This window comes from Sulfurimonas sp. (assembly GCF_014859695.1).
In the GTDB taxonomy this organism is placed as follows: domain Bacteria; phylum Campylobacterota; class Campylobacteria; order Campylobacterales; family Sulfurimonadaceae; genus Sulfurimonas.
The window spans coordinates 1-3,137 of sequence record NZ_JACUTS010000135.1; the positions used below are offsets into that span (position 1 = coordinate 1).

At 39.7% G+C, this 3,137-nt stretch carries 3 protein-coding genes; all 3 read right to left on the reverse strand.

Going from position 1 to position 3,137, the window contains the following annotated elements:
• Nucleotides 1-170 precede the first annotated feature (170 nt).
• Genes IBX42_RS11840 through IBX42_RS11850 form a run of 3 tightly spaced genes read right to left on the reverse strand, consistent with a single transcriptional unit; the run spans nucleotide 171 to nucleotide 3,060 of the window.
• Nucleotides 171-950: a thiazole synthase gene (locus IBX42_RS11840; protein ID WP_294933137.1), complete on the reverse strand. Its 780-nt coding sequence runs from the start codon at nucleotides 948-950 to the stop codon at nucleotides 171-173.
• Between the two features lie 8 nt (nucleotides 951-958).
• Nucleotides 959-2,323: an NAD(P)H-hydrate dehydratase gene (locus IBX42_RS11845; RefSeq protein WP_294933138.1), complete on the reverse strand. Its 1,365-nt coding sequence runs from the start codon at nucleotides 2,321-2,323 to the stop codon at nucleotides 959-961.
• 2 nt (nucleotides 2,324-2,325) lie between these two features.
• Nucleotides 2,326-3,060 carry an ATP-binding protein gene (locus IBX42_RS11850; RefSeq protein ID WP_294933139.1) on the reverse strand — a complete coding sequence of 245 codons (735 nt, stop codon included), beginning with the start codon at nucleotides 3,058-3,060 and terminating at the stop codon, nucleotides 2,326-2,328.
• Nucleotides 3,061-3,137: the final 77 nt, after the last annotated feature.

The window sequence follows — 3,137 nt, forward strand, 5'->3', positions numbered from 1 at the left end:
TCATTTAGATATATAATGGACGCTTTTATGATGGCTTCTGATGAGTCGCAATTAGTTTTTCTAACTGCTCTGGAAAAATCTTTAGACAGCAAGGATATGGGAATAGAGAGATTTTTTGAAGGGATGGGGCAGCTTCTGCTACTTACCCATCTCTCAAAAAATATTGAAGTTTAGAACTGTATCAATCCATTAATAGGAGAAGATGCGGTAGCGTAAGGTTTTTTAGGAATTCTTCCCGATAGGTAGCTCATACGCCCTGCAATTACAGCATGTTTCATCGCCTCTGCCATCATCATAGGGTTTTGTGCCTGTGCTATAGCGGTATTTGTTAAAACTCCATCAGCGCCGAGTTCCATCGCATACGCAGCATCACTCGCACACCCTATTCCCGCATCTACGATTACAGGAACTCTTACGGCTTCACGGATAAAGACTATATTGTATGGGTTTTGAATCCCCAATCCGCTCCCGATAGGTGCGGCAAGAGGCATAATGGCGTGTGCGCCCGCATCCTCAAGACGTTTAGCCATGATAGGGTCATCCGAAGTGTACGCCATAATGGTAAAACCCTCTTTTGAGAGTATTTCACATGCTTTGATAGTCTCTAAAACATCAGGATAAAGAGTTTTTTGCGTATCGCCTATAACCTCTAGTTTTATAAGGTCAATCCCAGTTGCCTCGCGCGTCAGCCTAAAGGTGGTAATTGCCTCTTCCGCCGTTACGCATCCCGCAGAGTTTGGCAAAAACTTTACATTTGTCCCCGCAAACGTATCGCGAAGGTTCTCTTGATCGGGGTTTGTAATGTTGAGACGGCGAACCGCAACGGTAATGAGTTCGCTTCCGCTAACTAATGTCGCCTCTTTTGTTGTTTGAAAATCCTTGTACTTTCCGCTTCCGACTATCAGACGCGAGCCTAGCTCATATTTTCCGATTTTTAGTATATCTTTCATTCTATTTCCTATAATCTACTTATTTCATTTATTAAATCATCCGGTGTAAGCGAAAAATCCGCTCCATCGTAATTTCGTGCAAGTTTAGCATGTGTTAATGAACCGTTTATTGCGGCATCAAGTGCGCTGTACCCCTGCGCCAAAAGAGCTCCGATAAGACCGCTCAAAACATCTCCGCTTCCGCCTTTTGCCAGCGCTTGAGTTCCATGAGGATTGACAAAAATCTCATCGCCTCTGCCTATTATGACGTTTGCACCTTTTAAAAGAAGCGTGACATGTGGATATTTTTTGCAAAACATCTCTACATATTTAAAACGCTCTTTTTGCAACTCATCTACCGTTATATCAGCTAACTCTGCTCTTTTTAAAAGCGAGACAAACTCTTTTGCATGCGGCGTTAAAACAACCTCGTCTCTTTTTAAAATATCTAGAGCGGCTTGCATATGAAATATATCCGCATCCGCAATCAGCGGCAGAGAGTTATCCAAAAACTTCTCTAACTCTTGAGCACTAAATTCTACTCCAAGACCCATCCCCAAAGCCAGAGCAGTCGTGTTTTTGGGCACTTCATGTGAGTACATGAGCGTATGCGGTATCTCAATTTTTTCAAATCCCACAAGCGTTACAAGCCCGCTTCCAAACCTCAGTGCGCCAAGAGCGCTCATGATGCTCGCTCCGCTCTTCTGTCCCGATGCAATAGCCAGATGCCCGTAAAAGCCCTTATGGGAATCTTTTTTTACTCTTGAGGGGAGTTTTAAATCATCCAAATCAAGAAGCTTATAGTTACTCTGTTTTTCGTAAACATTTCGGCTCACGCCCAAATCAAGAACTTTTATCTCACCGACAAATTCTTTGGCACTATCCAAAAACATGCTTTTTTTCAAAGCGCCCATAGTCAGCGTTACATCTGCCATAAACTTATACCCAGATGGAACATCACATGCGATTTTAAAAGCCTCAAGCGTATTCATCTCTTGGATTATGCACGTCAGCTCTTCGCTAAATTCGCCGCTAAATCCCGTTCCGACAATCGAATCTACCAAAATATCACACGATTGAAGTTCTGTGCACTCTCTTACGCCTATACCAAGGGCTCTTTTTTGCTGCAGAAGCGCCATCTTTGACGCAGGCTTTTTTGCATAAAAGAGAGAGGTGTCAAAGTCGCCATGAAGAAGCCTCGCAAGAGCAATACCGTCAGCTCCGTTATTACCGCTCCCGCAAACTATTATGACTTTTGAATTTTTTTCAAATTTGTTACGAATATACTCAGCCATACCCTCTGCGGCATGTTCCATCAAAATATCTTCGCTTAAAAAAAACTCTTCATAACATCTCTTATCTAAAGATGCTACCTCATCAAAAAGTTTTTGCATAACTACTCTTCGACGACATACTCATCAATTTCGACTATATTGCTTTTTATATCATTGAACAAAAGTGTATGATAGTTTGTTCTATACTGATAAAAAAATCTGTTTTTAGGGAGTTTCTTCAGGTTTGCAGTATTGAAATACTCAAAGTTTGAGCATCTTCCAAGATACAAAAATGTAAAAAGCAATTTTATCTGCGGATTTTCAAAGGTGCTGTGAGGCTGTGCCAAAAACGTAAGACCATATTTTTTTATATTTAAAAAAGTCAACATGTAGAGTAAAAAATCTTCAAATTTTGTATAAAAACCGTTTAAATTTTCAATATCATGGAAAAAGTAGTAGTAGTTTTCCAACAATCCTTTTATCTGAAGAGTCTCGGTCAGCTTGCTTTTTATATCTCTTTTATTTGAGAAATACGCAGGGTCAACTGCCATGTAGATATGTTTTCTCTCATCAATAAGCTTGCTAAACTGCTCTAAAAACTCATCGCTCTCATTAAATCTTATGTAGTTAAAGTGCTCGTCTTTATATCTAAGTTCTATATCATTGATATCAGAATTTGAAAAATCAAGATAGAGCGTTGCAACATTACTGTCGATTATATAGTTTCGTATTTTACACGCCAGATTTGTTTTGCCTGCACCCTCGTTTCCTAAAATCAGCGTGTTGAAGTAAAGCACTCTCTCCTCAACTTTAAGTGTATTGATACTGCTTACATATTTTCCTAATTTATCTCTCATATTTTCCCTCTAAAAATTTTTAGAATTATTATATCTTATCTCTAATAAATAAAGGCTATCTCTTTACTCGCTAAGCA

Bases quoted from the DNA above. Each gene is read 5' to 3' on its own strand.
- IBX42_RS11850 (WP_294933139.1), bottom strand. From the start codon at position 3,060: ATGAGAGATAAATTAGGAAAATATGTAAGCAGTATCAATACACTTAAA.
- IBX42_RS11840 (WP_294933137.1), bottom strand. From the start codon at position 950: ATGAAAGATATACTAAAAATCGGAAAATATGAGCTAGGCTCGCGTCTG.
- IBX42_RS11845 (WP_294933138.1), bottom strand. From the start codon at position 2,323: ATGCAAAAACTTTTTGATGAGGTAGCATCTTTAGATAAGAGATGTTAT.